The sequence below is a fragment of the Pseudomonas sp. SG20052 genome, from assembly GCF_031766055.1.
Classification (GTDB): Bacteria; Pseudomonadota; Gammaproteobacteria; order Pseudomonadales; family Pseudomonadaceae; genus Aquipseudomonas; species Aquipseudomonas mandelii.
This window is the reverse complement of record NZ_CP134498.1, coordinates 5,114,405-5,130,465: the sequence shown is the minus strand read 5'-3', so window position 1 is coordinate 5,130,465 and position 16,061 is coordinate 5,114,405. Positions and strand designations below refer to the sequence as shown.

Genomic DNA, 16,061 nt, shown 5'->3' with positions numbered 1-16,061 from the left:
GTAGTCATTTGTGAGTGCTGCACACACTTAGGAGTGAGGCCACTTTCTTCTAATTCATAAAAAAGCCCTGAACATGTTCAGGGCTTTTTTGTACTGTTGATTTGGACCTCTAAGCTAAAAATCAATCCCAGCTCAAAGCCCCACCAGTCTGATACTCAATAACCCGCGTCTCAAAGAAATTCTTCTCTTTCTTCAAGTCCATAATCTCGCTCATCCAAGGGAACGGGTTAGTCGTCCCTGGGTACTCTTCCTTCAAACCAATCTGGCTCAAACGACGGTTAGCGATGAACTTCAGGTAGTCCTCCATCATCGCCGCGTTCATGCCCAACACGCCGCGAGGCATGGTGTCGCGAGCGTATTCGATCTCCAGCTGAGTGCCCTGCAGAATCATCTGCGAAGCTTCTTCCTTCATCTCGGCATCCCACAGGTGTGGGTTTTCGATTTTGATCTGGTTGATCACGTCGATGCCGAAGTTCAGGTGCATGGATTCGTCGCGCAGGATGTACTGGAACTGCTCGGCGACGCCGGTCATTTTGTTGCGGCGGCCCATGGAGAGGATCTGGGTGAAGCCGCAGTAGAAGAAGATGCCTTCCAGAACGCAGTAGTAGGCGATCAGGTTGCGCAGCAGTTCTTTGTCGGTTTCGACGGTGCCGGTTTCGAACTTCGGATCGGAGATCGAACGGGTGTATTTGAGGCCCCAAGTGGCTTTTTTCGCGACCGATGGGATCTCGTGGTACATGTTGAAGATCTCGCCTTCATCCATGGCCAACGATTCGATGCAGTACTGGTAGGCGTGGGTGTGGATCGCTTCCTCGAAAGCCTGGCGCAGGATGTACTGGCGGCATTCCGGGTTGGTGATCAGGCGGTACACGGCCAAGACCAGGTTGTTGGCAACCAGGGAGTCGGCGGTGGAGAAGAAGCCGAGGTTGCGCATCACGATGCGGCGCTCGTCGTCGGTCAGGCCTTCCGGGTCTTTCCAGAGGGCGATGTCGGCGGTCATGTTGACTTCTTGCGGCATCCAGTGGTTTGCGCAGCCGTCCAGGTATTTCTGCCAGGCCCAGTCGTACTTGAACGGTACGAGTTGGTTGAGGTCGGCGCGGCAGTTGATCATGCGCTTTTCGTCGACGGCGACACGGGCGGAGGCGCCTTCGAGTTCGGCGAGGCCTTCGGCGATGTCGAGGTTGTCCAGGGCTGCTTTGGCACGGGCGATGGCGGCAGAGTCGTTCGCGGTAACGGCGCGAGCTTCTTGAGCGGCGACACCACCAGCGGTGTCGAGTCGGTCCATGTTGGCTTCAGTCGCGTGGCCGGCGTTGGCGCCTTTTACCACGGTCTCGCCGCTGTCTTCTTTGTCGAATTCGTCCCAGCTCAGCATGACGTGTCGTCTCCTGCGTGAGGGCCAGATGCCCGTGTGAAAACTGATTGGTTATTTTTCACACGGCCGTACTGGCCGCGTTGGATAGCGTTTTTTGCAGCGGTACACGCAGGCAAATAAACATAAATTTTTACGGGGTTCCGAGAGCCTCTGAGGGGCGCAGAAATCGGTGAGGACGTCGGCGTGGGCTTCAGACTGGCTGTTATCCCTGTAAGGGAATATTGCAGGCCCGTTTAAGCCGGCATTATAGGGAAATTTTTGCGGCCGTGGTGGGGCGAATCCGCGCATGGAGCGGTCGAGAAGGCGGGTTTTTCGGTCGGAGCGAGGGTTTACAGGGCTTTGGCTGGAGATCGCGGGTTAAGATTTTTTTTCATAAATTTTGATGCGCTACTTTTTTGTTCAAAAAATAGGCAAAAAAACCGGTTTTTCACTACATGTTGTGTTTTGAATCGGTTTTCGGTGGTTCAAGGCACAACTAAGCCCGACCGAAGCCGGGCTGTAAAGTCACGCTCGATGATCAGCTCAGGCGTGCCGCACCGACGTGATCGGCGCCATCGGCAGCGAGTTTGGCCGCACCGGTGTGATCAAAGCCGTCAGCGGCGACTTTGGCGGCGCCGGTGTGATCAAAGCCATCCGAAGCCAGTTTGGCTGCACCGACGTGATCGGCACCATCGGCGGCAAAGGAAGCCGTACCGGTACGGTCGTAGCCGTCAGAAGCGACAGTGCGGTCGAAACCGTCAGCAGCGAAGGTGTTGGCGGCCAGAACAGAAAGGGTCAGGGCGAGGATCAGTTTGGTTTTCATGGTAGTGCTCCAGGTTCGTTGGCGTTTTGTGCCTTGGGTATGGAGTGAATGCTACGCCAACTAATTTGATTAAAAAGCGCAAATAAATGCTTAAAATAATCGTATTAATCGATATGTACGGTTCGGCGCTGCATCAGCCTTGAAAGGGCGGGGCGGATGGGTCGAACCGTTATGAGGCGGGCGGGTGATCAGCCGTTAGTGCAGCCGTTGCCCATGATGCTGTAGCGCAGGATGTGGCGTTGACCTTGGGAGTCGTCGTATTCCATTTTCACCGGAACAACTTCGCACACATTAGGAACTTCACTCATGGAGATAACTTTGGCGATGTCCAGGTGAGTCGAGTAAGTGTATTCCTCGATGGCGGGTTTCTGCTGTGCGACATCAGTCGGGACCTCGTCTGCCATGGCGGTTGCGCACAGGCTGCTGAGGGCCAGAACTAATAAAGCTTTCATTTCAGATTTACCTTTTAGAGGTCGAATGGGGTCACGCAACCTTTTTGGGGTTGCGTGTGGAGCTTGATTAAAGAGTCTTGGATTAACGGCCTTCGTGGGGGCTGCAACTTGGTTAATCACGTTGCCTTGTTGGCGGGCTGATTTTAGGCGTGGGGGGGGCATTCATATAGGTGGGGTTTTGATAAACACCTTTGACAGATTTCGTAACAATCACCGATTAAGGTGGTAAAAACCGAACAATTGGCGATCTCGGTGATGTGGTTTTCTGGTGGGCCGCGTTATCGTTCTTCGCGGGCAAGCCTCGCTCCCACGGGGGTTTGGTGTGCTTTTAGCGGCGCATTCCAGGCTTATCACGGTAATTTGTAGGGGCTTGTTACTACCATCGTCGAATGGTTCTATAGGCCCGGCCCGGCTACAACTGGGGCCATACAAAAACAACTATTCCACCGAGGTAAGAAAGATGAGTGCGGCTTCTCTGTATCCCGTTCGTCCCGAGGTTCTGGCCAATACGCTGACTGACGAGGCAACCTACAAAGCCATGTACCAGCAGTCGGTCGTCAACCCGGACGGCTTCTGGCGCGAGCAAGCCAAGCGCCTCGACTGGATCAAGCCTTTCACCACGGTGAAGCAGACCTCCTTCGACGATCACCATGTCGACATCAAATGGTTCGCCGACGGCACCCTCAACGTTTCCTACAACTGCCTCGACCGTCATCTGGCCGAGCGCGGCGATCAAGTCGCGATTATTTGGGAAGGGGATGACCCGGCCGAAAGCCGTAACATCACCTACCGCGAGCTGCACGAACAAGTCTGCAAGTTCGCCAACGCCTTGCGCGGCCAGGATGTGCATCGCGGCGACGTGGTGACTATCTATATGCCGATGATCCCCGAAGCCGTGGTCGCCATGCTGGCCTGCACCCGGATCGGCGCGATTCACTCGGTGGTGTTCGGTGGTTTCTCGCCGGAAGCCCTGGCCGGTCGCATCATCGACTGCAAATCCAAAGTGGTCATCACCGCTGACGAAGGCATTCGTGCCGGCAAGAAGATCCCGCTCAAGACCAACGTCGATGACGCGCTGACCAACCCGGAAACCAGCAGCATCCAGAAAGTCATCGTGTGCAAGCGCACCGGTGGCAACATCAAGTGGAACCAGCATCGCGACATCTGGTACGAAGACCTGATGAAAGTGGCGGGCAGTGTCTGCGCGCCGAAAGAGATGGGCGCTGAAGAAGCGCTGTTCATCCTTTACACCTCCGGTTCGACTGGCAAGCCGAAGGGCGTGCAGCACACCACCGGCGGTTACCTGCTGTACGCCGCCATGACCCACGAGCGCGTGTTCGACTACCGCCCGGGCGAAGTTTACTGGTGCACCGCCGACGTCGGCTGGGTCACTGGCCACAGCTATATCGTCTATGGCCCATTGGCCAACGGCGCGACCACGCTGCTGTTCGAAGGCGTGCCGAACTACCCGGACATCACCCGGGTGGCGAAGATCGTCGACAAGCACAAGGTCAACATCCTCTACACCGCACCGACCGCGATCCGCGCGATGATGGCGTCGGGTCAAGCCGCTGTTGAAGGTGCTGATGGCAGCAGTTTGCGCCTGCTCGGTTCGGTGGGTGAGCCGATCAACCCGGAAGCCTGGGACTGGTACTACAAGAATGTGGGCAAGTCCCGTTGCCCGATCGTCGACACCTGGTGGCAGACCGAAACCGGCGGCAACATGATGAGCCCGCTGCCGGGCGCCCACGCCCTCAAGCCGGGTTCGGCGGCACGTCCGTTCTTCGGTGTGGTGCCAGCGTTGGTCGACAACCTGGGCAACATCATCGAAGGCGTGGCCGAGGGCAACCTGGTGATTCTCGATTCGTGGCCAGGCCAGGCGCGCACGCTGTACGGCGACCATGACCGCTTCGTCGACACCTACTTCAAGACCTTCCGTGGCATGTACTTCACCGGTGACGGCGCACGTCGCGATGAAGACGGTTACTACTGGATCACCGGGCGTGTGGACGACGTACTCAACGTGTCCGGCCACCGCATGGGTACCGCCGAGATCGAAAGCGCGATGGTTGCGCACCCGAAAGTTGCCGAAGCGGCCGTGGTCGGTGTGCCGCACGACATCAAGGGGCAGGGCATTTATGTCTACGTCACGTTGATCGCGGGTGAAGAGCCAAGCGAGCAACTGCGTCTGGAACTGAAAAACTGGGTGCGTAAAGAGATCGGTCCGATTGCTTCGCCGGACGTGATCCAGTGGGCACCGGGGCTGCCGAAAACCCGTTCGGGCAAGATCATGCGCCGGATCCTGCGCAAGATTGCGACTGCCGAATACGATGGGTTGGGTGATATCTCCACCCTGGCGGACCCGGGTGTGGTGCAGCATTTGATTGATGAGCACAAGATCATGAATGTCGCTTAACCGACATCTCTGAGTCAGTAAAAGCCCCATCCGGTGTTGTGCCGGATGGGGCTTTTTTTGTCTGAGGTTTTTGTGTTGGCCGGTCGGGCCTCATCGCTAGCAGGCTAGCTCCCACAGAGGGAACTGCGCTCGTTTCAAATTGCGAATCCCCTGGAGATCCCTGTGGGAGCTAGCCTGCTAGCGATGGCGATCTGTCAGGCACTCAATAAACAACGGCCAATAATTATCGACTTCACTTGTAGGCGCTTTCCCACTGTTACCCTCCACCCTTCAAGTAACTGAATGTGTAACCGCGCGCTCCGATGCGGGGCATTGGGAAACGCCAACCCCCACTCCCGGGCCTCTCCAGCCCGGCTAAAAAATAAGACACAACGCTGCGCTTGCCGGATTAGAAGGGTTTGCCAATAATAGGCCCGCAATTTGCAGCAGTGATCGGTTCACTGTCTTTTGCTCTTGCATGAATTTGCAGGGCTGTCAACGCGCTCAAGCGGCTTTCTCGGTGCATCTGTAATTAGTTGTCGCATTGAAGAAATATCGGCTTCGGGCCTGTCGTTAGAATGCCGATCACTCGCTCGTTGTGGCTCGCGTTGAAAAAAGCGCGCGGTTCCTACGACGCAGCACCGCTTTGCGGTTCCACTCATTCGCATATTGGGCTGTCGCTCACTCTGCCGTTTTAGCCCTTTACCGATGGAGTCCCAAGATGAAGAAACTCGTGCTGCTTGGCGCCCTGGCACTGTCCGTGCTGTCCCTGCCGACTTTCGCTGATGAAAAACCTCTGAAAATCGGTATCGAAGCGGCTTACCCTCCGTTTGCTTCCAAAGCACCGGACGGCAGCATTGTTGGTTTTGACTACGACATCGGCAACGCTCTGTGCGAAGAGATGAAGGTCAAGTGCACTTGGGTCGAGCAAGAGTTCGACGGTCTGATCCCGGCGCTCAAAGTGCGCAAGATCGACGCGATCCTGTCGTCCATGTCGATCACTGAAGACCGCAAGAAATCCGTGGACTTCACCAACAAGTACTACAACACCCCGGCGCGCCTGGTCATGAAGGCCGGCACTCAAGTCAGCGACGGCCTGACTGAGCTCAAGGGCAAAAACATCGGCGTGCAACGTGGTTCGATCCACGAGCGTTTCGCCCGCGAAGTCCTGGCCCCGCTGGGTGCCGAGATCAAGCCTTACGGTTCGCAGAACGAAATCTATCTCGACGTGGCCGCTGGCCGCCTCGACGGCACCGTGGCAGACGCTACGCTGCTCGATGACGGTTTCCTGAAAACCGACGCTGGCAAAGGTTTCGCCTTCGTTGGCCCGGCCTTCACCGACGTCAAATACTTCGGCGACGGCGTGGGTATCGCGGTTCGCAAGGGCGACGCGCTGAAAGACAAGATCAACACCGCGATCGCTGCCATTCGCGAGAACGGCAAGTACAAGCAAATCCAGGACAAATACTTCGCCTTCGACATCTACGGCAAGTAACACGTCCCGGCGACAAGTCCGAAATGGCGCAAGCAACAGGATCTCTGAGGTTTGCGCCATTTTTTCATCCCAACATTCGAGGACCTGAATCATGTTGAAAGGCTACGGGGCTGTCATCCTCGATGGCGCATGGCTGACGCTTCAGCTCGCCTTGTCCTCCATGGTCCTGGCCATCTTTCTGGGCCTGATCGGCGTTGCATTGCGTCTGTCGCCGGTTCGCTGGCTGGCCTGGCTGGGCGACCTGTATTCCACGGTGATCCGCGGTATTCCCGATCTGGTACTGATCCTGTTGATTTTCTACGGTGGTCAAGACCTGCTCAACCGCGTGGCGCCGATGCTCGGCTTTGACGACTACATCGACCTGAACCCGCTGGCCGCCGGTATCGGCACCTTGGGCTTCATCTTCGGTGCGTACCTGTCGGAAACCTTCCGCGGCGCCTTCATGGCGATCCCCAAAGGTCAGGCAGAAGCCGGCATGGCCTACGGCATGAGCAGTTTCCAGGTGTTCTTCCGGGTTTTGGTGCCGCAGATGATCCGTCTGGCCATTCCGGGCTTCACCAACAACTGGCTGGTACTGACCAAGGCCACTGCGCTGATTTCGGTGGTGGGTCTGCAAGACATGATGTTCAAGGCCAAGCAGGCGGCAGACGCCACCCGCGAGCCTTTCACCTTCTTCCTCGCAGTGGCGGCGATGTACCTGGTGATTACCAGTGTCTCGTTGCTGGCATTGCGTCACCTTGAGAAGCGCTACTCGGTAGGCGTAAGGGCGGCTGATCTATGATCTTCGACTACAACGTCATTTGGGAGGCCTTGCCGCTGTACTTCGGCGGCCTGGTGACCACCCTCAAATTGCTCGCGCTGTCGCTGTTTTTCGGCCTGCTGTGTGCGTTGCCGCTTGGCTTGATGCGCGTTTCCAAGAACGCCGTCGTCAACATGACGGCCTGGCTCTACACCTACGTGATCCGCGGCACGCCGATGCTGGTGCAGCTGTTCTTGATCTACTACGGTCTGGCGCAGTTCGAAGCGGTACGTGAAAGCTTCTTGTGGCCGTGGCTGTCCAGTGCAACGTTCTGTGCGTGCCTGGCCTTTGCGATCAACACCAGCGCCTACACCGCCGAAATCATCGCCGGCAGCCTGCGCGCCACGCCGAACGGCGAGATCGAAGCGGCCAAGGCCATGGGCATGTCGCGCTACAAAATGTACAAGCGCATCCTGCTGCCATCGGCTCTGCGCCGGGCGCTGCCGCAGTACAGCAACGAAGTGATCATGATGCTGCAGACCACCAGTCTGGCGTCCATCGTGACCCTGATCGACATCACCGGTGCCGCGCGCACGGTCAACGCTCAGTACTACTTGCCGTTCGAAGCGTACATCACGGCCGGCGTGTTCTATCTGTGCCTGACCTTCATTCTGGTGAAGCTGTTCAAACTGGCCGAGCGCCGCTGGCTGGGCTATCTGGCCCCGCGGAAGCACTGATATGGAACGCATCGATCACGTATTGCCGTGGAACCACCTGGGCAGCGAGCGCCAGATCTCGGTGTTCCGCTTCGGCAGTGGCGAGCGCAAGGCCTACATCCAGGCCAGCCTCCACGCCGATGAACTGCCGGGAATGCGCACGGCCTGGGAGCTGAAAAAGCGCCTGGCCGAACTCGAAGCCCAAGGCCTGCTTAACGGCGTGATCGAGCTGGTGCCGGTGGCCAATCCACTGGGCCTCGGTCAACTGTTGCAAGGCAGCCATCAAGGTCGTTTCGAAGCGGGCAGCGGCAAGAATTTCAACCGCGATTTCGTCGAGCTGAGCGCGCCAGTGGCCGCTGAGCTGGACGGGCACCTGGGTGATGATCCGCACGCCAATATCCGTTTGATCCGCCAAGCCATGAGCGACGCACTGGCGGCATTGCCTCCGGCGGCGAGTCAGTTGCAAGGCATGCAGCGCATCTTGCTCAGCCACGCGTGCACCGCTGATGTCGTGCTGGATTTGCATTGCGATGCCGAAGCGGCGCTGCACATGTACGCCTTGCCGCAACACTGGCCGCAATGGCGTTCGCTCGCCGCGCACCTGAATGTGAAAGTGGGGCTGCTGGCGGAAGATTCCGGCGGCAGTTCCTTTGACGAGGCGTGCTCGCTGCCGTGGCTGCGTTTGTCGCGTCAGTTCCCGGATGCGCAGATTCCGCTGGCCTGTCTGGCGACGACCATCGAACTGGGTGGTCAGGCTGATACCGGTCGCGCGGACGCCGAGGCTTATGCCGAAGGCATTCTGGCGTTCCTCGCCGAGCAAGGCTTGATCAGCGGCGAATGGCCCAAGCCTGCGCAAGAGGCGTGCGAAGGCATGCCGTTCGAGGGCACCGAGTTGCTGTTCGCGCCGCACCCGGGTGTGATCAGCTTTTTGCGTAAACCCGGTGAGTGGATCGAAGCCGGTGACGAGATTTTCGAAGTGATCGATCCGTTATCGGATCGGGTCAGCACGGTGTGTGCTGGTACGTCCGGGGTGCTGTTTGCCATTGAACGGCTGCGTTATGCCCAACCCGGTTTCTGGCTGGCCAAGGTGGCGGGGCGCGAAGCGCTGCGTCACGGGCGCTTGCTCAACGACTGACTGACTGTTTTTGTGAGAACCGACCGCATGTACAAACTTGAAGTCCAAGACCTGCATAAACGCTATGGCAGTCACGAAGTGCTCAAGGGCGTGTCCCTGAAAGCGGCGGCTGGTGATGTGATCAGCATCATCGGCTCCAGTGGCTCTGGCAAAAGTACTTTTCTGCGCTGCATCAACCTGCTCGAGCAGCCGCACGCGGGCAAGATTCTGCTCAACAACGAAGAGCTGAAACTGGTGGCGAACAAGGACGGCGCGCTGAAAGCGGCTGACCCGAAACAGCTGCAACGCATGCGCTCGCGCCTGTCGATGGTGTTCCAGCATTTCAACCTGTGGTCGCACATGACCGCGCTGGAAAACATCATGGAAGCGCCGGTTCACGTGCTGGGCATGTCCAAGGCCGAGGCCCGCGAAAAAGCCGAGCACTACCTGAACAAGGTCGGCGTGGCCCATCGTAAAGACGCTTACCCGGGCCACATGTCCGGCGGCGAGCAGCAGCGCGTGGCGATTGCCCGTGCGCTGGCGATGGAGCCTGAGGTGATGCTGTTCGACGAACCGACCTCGGCCCTCGACCCGGAACTGGTCGGCGACGTACTGAAAGTGATGCAGGCCCTGGCGCTGGAAGGCCGGACCATGGTCGTGGTGACGCACGAAATGGGCTTCGCCCGTGAAGTGTCGAATCAGCTGGTGTTCCTGCACAAAGGTATCGTTGAAGAAAGCGGCAACCCGCGTGAAGTGCTGGTCAATCCACAGTCTGAACGCTTGCAGCAATTCCTGTCGGGCAGCCTGAAGTAAACCGAACTCCCGTTGCGCACCGGGATAGTGCATGCTTCGCAACCTAAAGGCTGGTCCCAATCCCTGCAGGAGCGGGGCTTGCCCGCGAATGCGGTGGTTCAGACAGCAATCATGTTGACTGAACCACCGTTCTCGCGGGCAAGCCTCGCTCCAACAGGGGAATGCTGCAGGTTTCGAGATTTGCGTTCATTTACGGGCTAGCATTGGCCCATGCCTTCATCACTGTTTTCGTTTCGGATTGCCCGCCATGACTGCCCATCGAATTGGTTTCCTGATTTGGCCCAGCACTAAAGCACTGACGCTTGCGCTGGCTGAGGAGGCCTTGCGTGTTGCCCAGCGTGTGCATCCGGATGTTGTCTACGAATTGTCGTTTTTGCAGGCCGAACCGCCGACCGAAGGCGCCTGGCAACTGCCGGGTGAGCCGTGGGCCGGCAAGCTCGAAAACTTCCAGAAGCTGTTTCTGCTCGCCGATGAGCCGCCGACCACCCTCGCGCCGGCGCTCAGCAGTTCGCTGAAACAACTGGTGCGTGCCGGTTGCGTGATTGGTGGTTTGTCTGCCGGTGTCTACCCGTTGGCGCAATTGGGTTTGCTCGACGGTTACCGCGCTGCCGTGCATTGGCGCTGGCAGGACGATTTCGCCGAACGCTTCCCTAAAGTGATCGCCACCAGCCATCTGTTCGATTGGGATCGTGATCGACTGACCGCGTGTGGCGGCTTGTCGGTGCTCGATCTGTTGCTGGCCGTGCTGGCCCGTGATCACGGCGCCGAACTGGCCGGCGCTGTGTCGGAAGAACTGGTAGTCGAGCGTATCCGCGAGGGCGGCGAACGCCAGCGCATCCCGCTGCAGAACCGCCTCGGTTCCAGCCATCCGAAGCTCACCCAAGCGGTGTTGCTGATGGAAGCCAACATCGAAGAGCCGCTGACCACCGACGAAATCGCCCAGCACGTGTGCGTGTCCCGTCGACAACTGGAGCGGATCTTCAAGCAATACCTCAACCGTGTGCCGAGCCAGTACTACCTGGAACTGCGCCTGAACAAGGCCCGGCAGATGTTGATGCAAACCAGCAAGTCGATCATTCAGATCGGCCTATCCTGTGGCTTCTCATCGGGGCCGCATTTCTCCAGCGCCTACCGCAACTTCTTCGGTGCCACGCCGCGGGAAGATCGCAACCAGCGGCGCAGCAGCAGTCCATTCGAGTTGTCGTCGGTGCCGTCGGAGCGCGGCTGATGTTACTCGTCGATCTCGGAACCCTCTGAGGTCGACACCTGTATTTCCCCTCGGTTGATGACCTCCTCCACGCCAAAATCCGCACGGGTCAGTTCAAAGAAGCGGACCAGTCGCGCGAGGCTTTCCTGGGAAAACGGATTGCCTCTCAAGGTGATGTTTTCAGCAATTTCCACCGGCAATTCCAGCAGGTCGCTGGGCACCTCGGTTATTGCATTCATGCTCAGGTCAGCCCAGTCGAGATCCGCCAGCTGAAGCAGGCCGTCGGGTATGTCAGTGATGCCGGTGTCGTTGAGCAGCACGGTCGACAAGTCGGGCATTTGGCTTAGATCCGGCGTGCGCCCCAACGGGTTAAAGCTCAGGTCGAGGTAATCAAGCTGCTCCATTCCCGCCAATGCACTTGCCGACTCCGCTGAAAGGCTGACCCGGCAATCGGGGAGCGACAGCGAGCGCAGGCGTCCCATCTTGAACACCGAATCGGGAATGTCACCCAGGTCACACTCGCGTAGCCGCAGGCTTTTGAGGTTGAGAAAGGACTCAAGGAAACGCCCCAGGCGTGTTGCGCCCTCGGCACTGTCAACCTCAAGCGCGGAAACATGGCTGAAGTCCGCACTCAAGGTCGGCAGTTCGCCATTGATGACCGGACGGACCCTGAGTTCGAACGTCGGCTCAAGTGCTTCGTTGAACTCATCCAGTTCCGACTCGCGCTGCCAGCACTTCTCGAGCGCTTGCTTGAATTCGTCGCGGTTCGTTTGCTCGGCAACGAGTTGCTCGTCACTGAACGGCTCGCCCGTCACCGGGTGCTGCTGCGGAACATCGGCGGTCCACGCGGACAAATCGTTTTTCAGCTGGGTGAGCTCTTGTTCAAGGCGCGTCAAATAGCTGCGGCCATCCTCCAGAGTCCCCGGCAATTCGTAGACGAACTCGCTCGCCTGCTCGATTTCCATGCTGGGGTACAGCGTCTTGACCCGATCGATGTCGGCTTCGGGTGCATAGACGCCCATGTCGTAGGCGGTTTCGAAGTGGTGTTGCTTGATCAATTCTCGCGCGCTGTTCGACAGTGGGTTGTCGGTGAGGTGCAGGCCGCGCTTGTCGTAAAGCGAACTCTCGAATAACCCGGCAGGCAACTCGCTGATGTGGTTGTTCATCAGCAGGAGAGTTTGAAGCTTCGGGTGTTGCAGAAGGCTGGCCGCAATCCCTGTCTGGCGGGTGTCGCTCAGGTCCAGGTGCGCCAGCTCGCTCATCGTGTCGATATGCGGCAAGGTTTCAAACGGATTTTTGTACAGGTCGAGCATGGCCAGTTGCTTCATTGACGCCAGCTTCGACCACGTGTCGGCGTCGACCCGGATGCCGCAATCGCTCAAGACCAAGGCGTGAAGGTCGGGCATTTGGCTGATGGCGTCGGGGAGGGTGTTCAGGGAAAAGCGGCGCAATTCCAGGCGGCGCAGCCCACTGAAACCTCGTAGAAACGCGGGAATGGCCTGTGCGCTGCGGGTGCCTTCCAGGGACAGCTGCGACACATGACTGAAATCGGCAGTCAACGACGGCAAGTCGCCGAGGATCGGCTCTGCAAACCTGAGCACATATTGGGTCACCCCCTCCGGTGTGTCGAAATCCCGGTCGGACTGTCGACGCCAGCTGCGCTGGATTTCCTGGGCCAGCAACCGGCGGTTGTTTCGCTCGGCTTGTTGATCCAGTTCGCTGAGCGGGCTTCCGGTTTCAGGATGGGTTGTGGGGGAATCACTGACCCAGGCGCGCAGGTCCTGATGCAGTCGGGCCAACTCCCTCCTCAAGCGTGAAAGTTCTACGCGAGCACCATCGGGATGAAGTTGCAGTGTCTGGACAATGGACTGCATTTCTTCCTGAGGCAGGTTGGGGTAAACCTCGCGAACCCGGTCGTTGAGCGTCGGTGTCTCGCGGGGGATTCGACTGTAGCCCTCGGTACCACCGGGCAGGCGCATGGTGGTCGGGTCATAGAACGGTTTCCGATGGGGATTTTTTGCAAACAGCCTGCGTAAGGCCGGTTGCTCCAGTGCGTGTTCGGCGATGCGTTGTTTAAGAACCTGGGCATCTGTGATCGAAGGGTTCAACTTGTTGCGTTGCGCATCCGGCAGCGCCCGAAACAAAGCCTGATAAAAATCCTCCGGCGACGAATCCGGGTCTTGGTGTACGTGGTAAGTCCCGTCTTCAGCGCGAACCAGTATTTTTTGTAGGGGCGCATCGGGTTGGCCAATGCTGTCGCGCAAAGCCCCCTCGGCCGAGTAGTCCCGCACTTCGATACGCAACCCGGCTGGTAAATCGGGCAGTGAGTTCAGGCTTTGCAAGGCCAGTCGGTGGGTGTCGGTGGTGTCCAGCGCTTCGGAATAAAAACCTTCAGAGGCTCGGATGGCACGCACGGCCTCCATGGCTTTGAGCGCGGCGTCCTTGAGACGCTGGGGCGTGCGGCCGTTGTGCAGCTGTTTCAGTTCCGTGCCGGACGCATTGCTCACTAGTTCCTCGGCGATATCGGTAGGTAACCCCCGCACATCATCGATCAGCCGCTGAACCCGCAGGTCATCGGTTTTTTCCAACGCGCGATAACGCAGATCGAACAGCGATTTGCGGTAATCCCGGGCCAGTTCTGCGGTCCGTTGTCTGAAGGCTGAAGTTTGGGCTTGCGCTGTCGGCATTGGCCTGTCGACAGGCCAGCCGTCGTAGCCACTCAGCAGTTGATGTTGCAGGGTCGAATCAGCCTTTCGATAGTGCTCGGGTTGATCACTGCCGATCTGCTCGATAAAGGTGTCGATGTCCCGGTTGATCTTGAAACGCTTGATCGTGTCGGTCAGCAGCGAAGGCGGGCGGTAATGTTCGACATGCATTTCGCGCACGGCGTTGTCGTGGAAACCGCTGACCCGCAGGATCTGCTCGCGCTCGGCGTTGCTGAACGACTCGACACCCTGGCCGATTCGACGCATGACCGTTTCCCGATCCCACTCCAGCGGTTGTTCCAGCTCGGTGTGCCAGGCGCCGTGGTGATTGTGCAGTAAAGAAGGCTGATAAGCATCGGCGCGGGTCGGGTGCTCAATCTGAAACGCGTTGGAGGTGCCATCGGGTTTCACGGCATACAGTTTTCCTTCCAGAGGCAGCAGCGTCTTGCCCCCGTGGCGATAGAGGCCAAGCTGATCGGGTTTGGCGCCTTCGGGCAAACGCTGTGCCTGTTCGTAAGGGGTCAGATCCGGCTTCCAGTAGCGGGTTTTTCCTTTCGGCGTTGCGACGGGTTTGAGCGGGTCGACCAGCGCGACCGCTTCGCGCGAAAGCAAACGGCTGAAGGCGCCGGCAGCGATCGCACCACCCACCGCGAATGTGCCCACCTCAACCACTGTTTCAGCGAGTGTAATCAAATGCCCGACCGCCTCTGTTTTCAGTCCTTCGGCCAGGTCTACGATGCCTTCGAAGGTTTCGTCGAGTAACTGGTAAGCCATATAACCCAGCATTATTTCGCCAAGAAACGGGACGAACGGCAATGCCACGAATGTTGCGATTTCAAGCAGCGTCGAAGCTACTTTGCTGACGGCATCCCACAAAGCCCAGCGCGCGTTTCGGTCGGCAGAGGCGGTGGAGACGGCCAGCGTGCTGGCGTCGTTGAGGATCTTGTTCAGTTGTCGCTGATAGAGATGGTTCCACAGGTCCGCGCTGAACGGCGTCATTGAAAACCGCAGGTTAGGCCTGTCGATGGGCGTTTCGCGCCAGCTCGGCAGTGGGTCGCCACGCTTGTGTTGATGCCAGGTCACGCGCTGGAGGCGGCGGTTGAGATCAGCAAAAAAAGGGCCCCTTTCCTTATGCTCGACGAAGCGGCTGAAGAACGTCTGGTAGGCCGGGGCGCGTAGCTTGCGGGTCAGTTCGGTCATGAACGCCAGGGTGTTCGGGTACTCCTTGAGCGGGTGCTCGGGATCGTCGGGAATGTAGGCAATGATCCGTGTTCCCTTGCGCGCGCGCTCCAGGCTCGGCGCGAAAACGACAATCCCGGTCAGGGAGGAGGACATGAGGGTCAGGTCATGACCGTACAGCGGCTGGCCATTGAGTCGCGCCCCGGAACGACCTTCCACAAGGCGCAGGATCGAGTGATAGGCATCCTCCGGAATATCCTTGCGGATTTGAGCCATTTGTAGCGCGGCTTTGAGTGCCGTTTTATGCGAGCCGATCACCTTCGCTTTTAGCACCGCGCCGGCCACCGGGTTGGTCAGCCCAAGATTGTCTTTGAGGTACGTGGTGTAGCGGGCGCCAATGTCCAGTTCCCGGCACAGCCTCACAAAGGCAGCGATGGTCAGTTTCTGTTTGACCGCCGGCAGCGTATCGAACTGCCCTGCGGGCGATGGTTCGGTAATGAACGTCGAGGCGGGCTCGTAAGCATCAGCCGCCATTTCCGATGCCTGAAAGTTATGCAGGGCGGCGTCGAGTAGCGACACGGTCCAGGTGCGCGCAGCGCCCGTCTTGATCCCGAACCAGGGCACGGCTTGTGGAATGTACAGGCGCAGGAAGGTGGTTTTAACGTCCAGTTCCAGATCAAACCGGGTTTTCAAGGCCGCGCTTAGCAACGCTTCGGCGAAGGCGCGTGCGCTTTGCAGCCTCGACAGCGTTGAGTCCAGACGATTTCGCTGGGTCCAATGTTCCTGGCTGAGCTTTTTCAGCGACTGGTGTTGCAGGGATGTCGCGGTGCCGTGCCAGTGCGGCGCGGCAAGCGAGGCGGTTTTGAGGGCATCGCGTGTCGCGGGCGAGGCTTCCAATACCCAGGCCGGCAGGTTATTGAACAGATGATGGTAGTGATCGTCCGGGTGCGTGGCGGATTCATTGCCACCGACATTTGAAGGGCGATCGTTTTCGTGTCGACTCATGCGCTATTCCCTTAGCGTTTGGATGAGTCGCCAGCAAAACAGACGATGGCGGGGCGGGTGCGGTACA

The 16,061-nt window shown here is 58.5% G+C and carries 11 protein-coding genes; 7 read left to right on the top strand and 4 right to left on the bottom strand.

All coding sequences use genetic code 11. From position 1 onward, the window contains the following. Positions 1-121: 121 nt before the first annotated feature. The 3 genes from RHP74_RS23570 to RHP74_RS23560 all read right to left on the bottom strand — a co-directional run bounded on the left by RHP74_RS23570 (position 122) and on the right by RHP74_RS23560 (position 2,626). Positions 122-1,372 carry a ribonucleotide-diphosphate reductase subunit beta gene (locus tag RHP74_RS23570; protein WP_017340233.1) on the bottom strand — a complete coding sequence of 417 codons (1,251 nt, stop codon included), beginning with the start codon at positions 1,370-1,372 and terminating at the stop codon, positions 122-124. A gap of 517 nt (positions 1,373-1,889) precedes the next feature. After that, on the bottom strand, positions 1,890-2,174 hold the full coding sequence (locus RHP74_RS23565) for a hypothetical protein (protein ID WP_077748655.1): 285 nt from the start codon (positions 2,172-2,174) through the stop codon (positions 1,890-1,892). Positions 2,175-2,362: 188 nt separating this feature from the next. Then, a complete protein-coding gene (locus RHP74_RS23560; protein ID WP_010457261.1) occupies positions 2,363-2,626 on the bottom strand; it encodes a DUF2790 domain-containing protein in 264 nt (87 codons plus the stop codon). 460 nt (positions 2,627-3,086) lie between these two features. Here RHP74_RS23560 and acs point away from each other — a divergent pair, with 460 nt between their 5' ends. From acs to RHP74_RS23525, 7 genes are all read left to right on the top strand, one after another. After that, positions 3,087-5,042 (top strand): acetate--CoA ligase, encoded by a 1,956-nt coding sequence (gene acs, locus RHP74_RS23555; protein WP_200666836.1) that lies wholly within the window; start codon positions 3,087-3,089, stop codon positions 5,040-5,042. Between the two features lie 700 nt (positions 5,043-5,742). Further along, positions 5,743-6,516, top strand: coding sequence for an ABC transporter substrate-binding protein (locus RHP74_RS23550; RefSeq protein WP_102595633.1), 774 nt, complete (start codon positions 5,743-5,745; stop codon positions 6,514-6,516). Between the two features lie 91 nt (positions 6,517-6,607). After that, entirely contained in the window at positions 6,608-7,297 is a 690-nt protein-coding gene (locus tag RHP74_RS23545; protein WP_010457254.1) for an ABC transporter permease, read from the top strand. Next, a complete protein-coding gene (locus tag RHP74_RS23540; RefSeq protein ID WP_010457252.1) occupies positions 7,294-7,992 on the top strand; it encodes an ABC transporter permease in 699 nt (232 codons plus the stop codon). The genes RHP74_RS23545 and RHP74_RS23540 overlap by 4 nt, the downstream gene beginning before the upstream one ends. Before the next feature lies 1 nt (position 7,993). Further along, complete coding sequence (locus RHP74_RS23535; RefSeq protein ID WP_154501420.1) at positions 7,994-9,106, top strand: M14 family metallopeptidase; 1,113 nt, start codon at positions 7,994-7,996, stop codon at positions 9,104-9,106. Between the two features lie 27 nt (positions 9,107-9,133). Next, complete coding sequence (locus tag RHP74_RS23530; protein WP_010457249.1) at positions 9,134-9,898, top strand: ABC transporter ATP-binding protein; 765 nt, start codon at positions 9,134-9,136, stop codon at positions 9,896-9,898. Between the two features lie 247 nt (positions 9,899-10,145). After that, positions 10,146-11,126: a GlxA family transcriptional regulator gene (locus RHP74_RS23525; RefSeq protein WP_010457247.1), complete on the top strand. Its 981-nt coding sequence runs from the start codon at positions 10,146-10,148 to the stop codon at positions 11,124-11,126. A gap of 2 nt (positions 11,127-11,128) precedes the next feature. Here the strand turns inward: RHP74_RS23525 and RHP74_RS23520 are convergent, their stop codons facing one another. Further along, complete coding sequence (locus tag RHP74_RS23520) at positions 11,129-15,994, bottom strand: dermonecrotic toxin domain-containing protein (protein ID WP_311096429.1); 4,866 nt, start codon at positions 15,992-15,994, stop codon at positions 11,129-11,131. Positions 15,995-16,061: the final 67 nt, after the last annotated feature.

What these genes read in the sequence shown, in the direction of transcription:
- RHP74_RS23570 (WP_017340233.1), bottom strand. Translation starts at nt 1,372, where the DNA reads ATGCTGAGCTGGGACGAATTCGACAAAGAAGACAGCGGCGAGACCGTG.
- RHP74_RS23565 (WP_077748655.1), bottom strand. Translation starts at nt 2,174, where the DNA reads ATGAAAACCAAACTGATCCTCGCCCTGACCCTTTCTGTTCTGGCCGCC.
- RHP74_RS23560 (WP_010457261.1), bottom strand. Translation starts at nt 2,626, where the DNA reads ATGAAAGCTTTATTAGTTCTGGCCCTCAGCAGCCTGTGCGCAACCGCC.
- acs (WP_200666836.1), top strand. Translation starts at nt 3,087, where the DNA reads ATGAGTGCGGCTTCTCTGTATCCCGTTCGTCCCGAGGTTCTGGCCAAT.
- RHP74_RS23550 (WP_102595633.1), top strand. Translation starts at nt 5,743, where the DNA reads ATGAAGAAACTCGTGCTGCTTGGCGCCCTGGCACTGTCCGTGCTGTCC.
- RHP74_RS23545 (WP_010457254.1), top strand. Translation starts at nt 6,608, where the DNA reads ATGTTGAAAGGCTACGGGGCTGTCATCCTCGATGGCGCATGGCTGACG.
- RHP74_RS23540 (WP_010457252.1), top strand. Translation starts at nt 7,294, where the DNA reads ATGATCTTCGACTACAACGTCATTTGGGAGGCCTTGCCGCTGTACTTC.
- RHP74_RS23535 (WP_154501420.1), top strand. Translation starts at nt 7,994, where the DNA reads ATGGAACGCATCGATCACGTATTGCCGTGGAACCACCTGGGCAGCGAG.
- RHP74_RS23530 (WP_010457249.1), top strand. Translation starts at nt 9,134, where the DNA reads ATGTACAAACTTGAAGTCCAAGACCTGCATAAACGCTATGGCAGTCAC.
- RHP74_RS23525 (WP_010457247.1), top strand. Translation starts at nt 10,146, where the DNA reads ATGACTGCCCATCGAATTGGTTTCCTGATTTGGCCCAGCACTAAAGCA.
- RHP74_RS23520 (WP_311096429.1), bottom strand. Translation starts at nt 15,994, where the DNA reads ATGAGTCGACACGAAAACGATCGCCCTTCAAATGTCGGTGGCAATGAA.